Consider the following 4126-nt stretch of genomic DNA (forward strand, 5'->3'; position numbering starts at 1 on the left):
CCGCCAGCCGGTCCCGCAGCCGCGTCTGGGCCGCGATGCGGGCGTCCAGGACGGCCAGCCGGTCCCGGGCGACCTCCAGCGCCTTCGGGGAGGCGGGACCGGCGGTGACGTCGCCGTCGAGGCAGGGCAGGAACACCTGGACGTCGTCCAGGGTGAGGCCCGCCGCGAGCAGTCGGCGGATGTTGCGCACCCGTACGACCGCGTCGGCGTCGTACTCGCGGTAGCCGTTGGGCGCGCGGGTGGAGGTGATCAGGCCCTGCTGTTCGTAGTGGCGCAGGGCGCGCGGTGTCGCTCCGGTCGCCTCGGCCAGCTCACCGATCCGCACGCGCGCCCCCGTTCCCCTCCGCCCGCACCCGTCGTCGTCCGCCGTCCCCCGTGCCGGCGCCCGTCAGCCCAGGACCGAGGTGAGGAACTCGCCGACCCAGGCCAGCAGTTCCCGGCCGACCAGCGGCTTGCCGCCGACCTTGGCGGTCTTCGGGCGCGGGACCAGCACCTGGTGGGCGGCCGGCTTGACGACCGTGCCCGGGTAGAGCCGCTTGAGCCGCAGTTCCTGGGACTCGCGCAGCTCCACCGGGGCGAAGCGGACGTTGGTGCCCTGGAGCACGATCTCGCCGACGCCGCAGGCCCGCGCGAGCATCCTCAGGCCGGCCACCAGCAGCAGGTTCTCCACCGGTTCGGGCAGCTTGCCGTAGCGGTCGGTGAGTTCCTCGCGGACGGCCTTGATGTCCTCCTCGCTGTTGGCGGAGGCGATCGAGCGGTAGGCCTGGAGGCGCAGGCGCTCGCCGGGCGCGTAGTCGTGCGGGACGTGCGCGTCGACGGGCAGCTCGATCTTGACCTCGAGCGGCGGCTCCTCCTCGATTTCGCCGGTCTCCAGCTGGCGCCGGTAGTCGGCGACGGCCTCGCCGACCATGCGGACGTACAGATCGAAGCCGACGCCCGCGATGTGCCCGGACTGCTCGCCGCCGAGGAGGTTTCCGGCGCCGCGGATCTCCAGATCCTTCATCGCCACGTACATGCCCGCGCCCATCTCGGTGTGCTGGGCGATGGTCGCCAGACGCTCGTGCGCGGTCTCGGTGAGCGGCTTCTCCGGCGGGTAGAGGAAGTAGGCGTAACCGCGCTCGCGGCCACGGCCGACCCGGCCGCGCAGCTGGTGCAGCTGGGACAGGCCGAAGGTGTCGCCGCGCTCGACGATCAGGGTGTTGGCGTTGGAGATGTCGATGCCGGACTCCACGATCGTGGTCGACACCAGCACGTCGAACTTCTTCTCCCAGAAGTCGACCACGACCTGCTCCAGCGCGGACTCCGACATCTGGCCGTGGGCGGTGGCGATGCGCGCCTCGGGGACGATCTCGCGGAGCTTGGCCGCCGCGCGGTCGATGGACTCGACGCGGTTGTGGATGTAGAAGACCTGGCCCTCGCGCAGCAGTTCGCGGCGGATGGCGGCGCCGATCTGCTTCTCCTCGTACGGCCCGACGAAGGTGAGCACCGGGTGGCGCTCCTCGGGGGGTGTGGTGATGGTGGACATCTCGCGGATGCCGGTCACCGCCATCTCCAGGGTGCGCGGGATCGGGGTCGCGGACATGGTCAGCACGTCGACGTTGGCGCGGAGCTTCTTCAGCTGCTCCTTGTGCTCGACGCCGAAGCGCTGCTCCTCGTCGACGATGACCAGGCCGAGGTCCTTGAACCTGGTCTCGGAGGAGAACAGGCGGTGGGTGCCGATGACGACGTCCACCGAGCCGTCCTTCAGGCCTTCCAGGACGGCCTTGGCCTCGGTGTCGGTCTGGAAGCGGGACAGGGCGCGCACGTTGACGGGGAACTGCGCGTACCGCTCGGAGAACGTGCCGTAGTGCTGCTGCACCAGCAGGGTGGTGGGCACCAGCACGGCGACCTGCTTGCCGTCCTGTACGGCCTTGAAGGCGGCCCGCACCGCGATCTCGGTCTTGCCGTAGCCGACGTCGCCGCAGATCAGCCGGTCCATCGGGACCGACTTCTCCATGTCCTCCTTGACCTCGGCGATGGTGGTGAGCTGGTCGGGCGTCTCGGCGTAGGGGAAGGCGTCCTCCAGCTCGCGCTGCCAGGGGGTGTCGGCGCCGAAGGAGTGGCCGGGGGCGGCCATGCGCGCGCTGTACAGCTTGATCAGGTCGGCGGCGATCTCCTTGACGGCCTTCTTGGCGCGGGCCTTGGTCTTGGTCCAGTCGGCGCCGCCGAGGCGGTGCAGGGTGGGTGCCTCGCCGCCGACGTACTTGGTGATCTGCTCCAGCTGGTCGGTCGGGATGTACAGCCGGTCGCCGGGCTGGCCGCGCTTGGCGGGCGCGTACTCCACGACGAGGTACTCGCGGGTGGCGCCCTGCACGGTGCGCTGCACCATCTCGATGTACCGGCCGACGCCGTGCTGTTCGTGGACGATGTAGTCGCCCGGCTCCAGGGTGAGCGGGTCGATGGTCTTGCGGCGGCGGGCCGGCATGCGGGCGCCCTCGCGGCCGGCGGTGCGCTGCCCGGTCAGGTCGGTCTCGGTGAGCACGGCCAGCTTGAGCGCGGCGTCCACGAAGCCGTACTCGATGGAGCCGCAGGAGACGTGCACCACGGAGGGGGAGAGTTCGCCGAGGTCGGCGTCCAGGCGGGCGGCGATGCCCTCGCCGCCGAGCACCTCCACGGTGCGGGCGGCCGGGCCGTGGCCCTCGGTGACGAACACCGTGCGCCAGCCGTCGGCGAGCCAGCCCTTGGTGTCGGCGAGGGCGCGCGCGGTGTCGCCGCGGTAGGTCTCGGGCGCGTGCATGCCGAGCTTGAGGGTGTCGGCGTCGCCCGCGGCGTCGTCGGCGGCGAACGGGGAGACCGACCACCACATCATGCCCAGTTCGCGCGCGCGGTCGCGGACGTCGGCGATGGACCACAGGGAGGCAGCACCCACGTCGATGGGGGCCTCGCCGCCGCCGGCGGTGGCCGCCCAGGACGCCTGGAGGAACTCCTGGCTGGTGGCGACGAGGTCGGCGGCGCGGGTGCGGACCCGCTCCGGGTCGCAGACGACGGCCATGGCGCCCGCGGGCAGCACGTCGAGCAGCAGCTCCATGTCGTCCACCAGGACCGGGGCGAGGGACTCCATGCCCTCCACCGCGATGCCCTCGGCGATCTTGCCGAGCAGTTCGCCCAGCTCGGGGTGGTCCTCGGCGAGGGCACGCGCGCGGGCGCGGACGTCGTCGGTGAGCAGCAGCTCGCGGCACGGGGGCGCCCACAGGTCGTGTTCGGCGACTTCGAGGGAGCGCTGGTCGGCGACCTTGAAGTAGCGGATCTCCTCGACCTCGTCGCCCCAGAACTCGATGCGCAGGGGGTGTTCCTCGGTGGGCGGGAACACGTCCAGGATGCCGCCGCGCACGGCGAACTCGCCGCGCTTCTCGACGAGCTCCACGCGCGCGTAGGCGGCGGCCGCGAGGGCTTCGACGACGTCGTCCAGGTCGGCGCTCTGGCCGGTGCGCAGGGCCACCGGTTCCAGGTCGCCGAGGCCCTTGACCTGCGGCTGGAGCACGGAGCGCACGGGGGCCACGACGACGGAGACGGGTCCGGTCTCGGGGTCGTCGGGGCGGGGGTGGGCGAGGCGGCGCAGGACGGCGAGGCGGCGGCCGACGGTGTCGCTGCGGGGGCTGAGCCGCTCGTGCGGGAGGGTCTCCCAGGAGGGGTACTCCACGACGCCCTCGGGCGGCAGCAGGGAGCGCAGGGCGGCGGCCAGGTCCTCGGCCTCGCGGCCGGTCGCCGTGACCGCCAGCACCGGGCGGCCGGCGTCCCGGGCCAGGGCGGCGACGGCGAAGGGCCGGGCCGCCGGGGGGCCGACCAGGTCGACGTGCGGGCGGTTGCCGTCCGCTGCCGCGCGCATCGCTTCCGCGAGGGCGGGGTCCTTGACGACGGCGTCGAGCAGACCGTGCAGGCTCATGGAGGCTTTTTCCGTCCAGGGGGTCGGCAACACGAAGGGCCCGACTCGTGTGACGGGCCGGGGCTGTCCAGCGTACGACGGTGTCGGCGGCGGTGCCGGGGCCTGTGGATAACCCGGGCGCACGCGCCCTGGGCGCGGGCCACGGACACGAGCCCTGTGGACAACTCGCGGACGGTGCGGCACACGACCCGGCGCCGGGAAGCC

At 72.8% G+C, this 4126-nt stretch carries 2 protein-coding genes; both read right to left on the reverse strand.

The window, feature by feature from the left end; all coding sequences use genetic code 11:
• On the reverse strand, positions 1–325 hold a 325-nt coding region (locus tag H5J33_RS26040; protein WP_181797297.1), incomplete at its 3' end, for a MerR family transcriptional regulator.
• Positions 326–388: 63 nt separating this feature from the next.
• A complete protein-coding gene (gene mfd, locus H5J33_RS26045; RefSeq protein WP_181797298.1) occupies positions 389–3922 on the reverse strand; it encodes a transcription-repair coupling factor in 3534 nt (1177 codons plus the stop codon).
• Between the last annotated feature and the right edge of the window lie 204 nt (positions 3923–4126).

It is taken from the genome of Streptomyces sp. WELS2 (assembly GCF_013870595.1).
Lineage (GTDB): Bacteria > Actinomycetota > Actinomycetes > Streptomycetales > Streptomycetaceae > Streptomyces.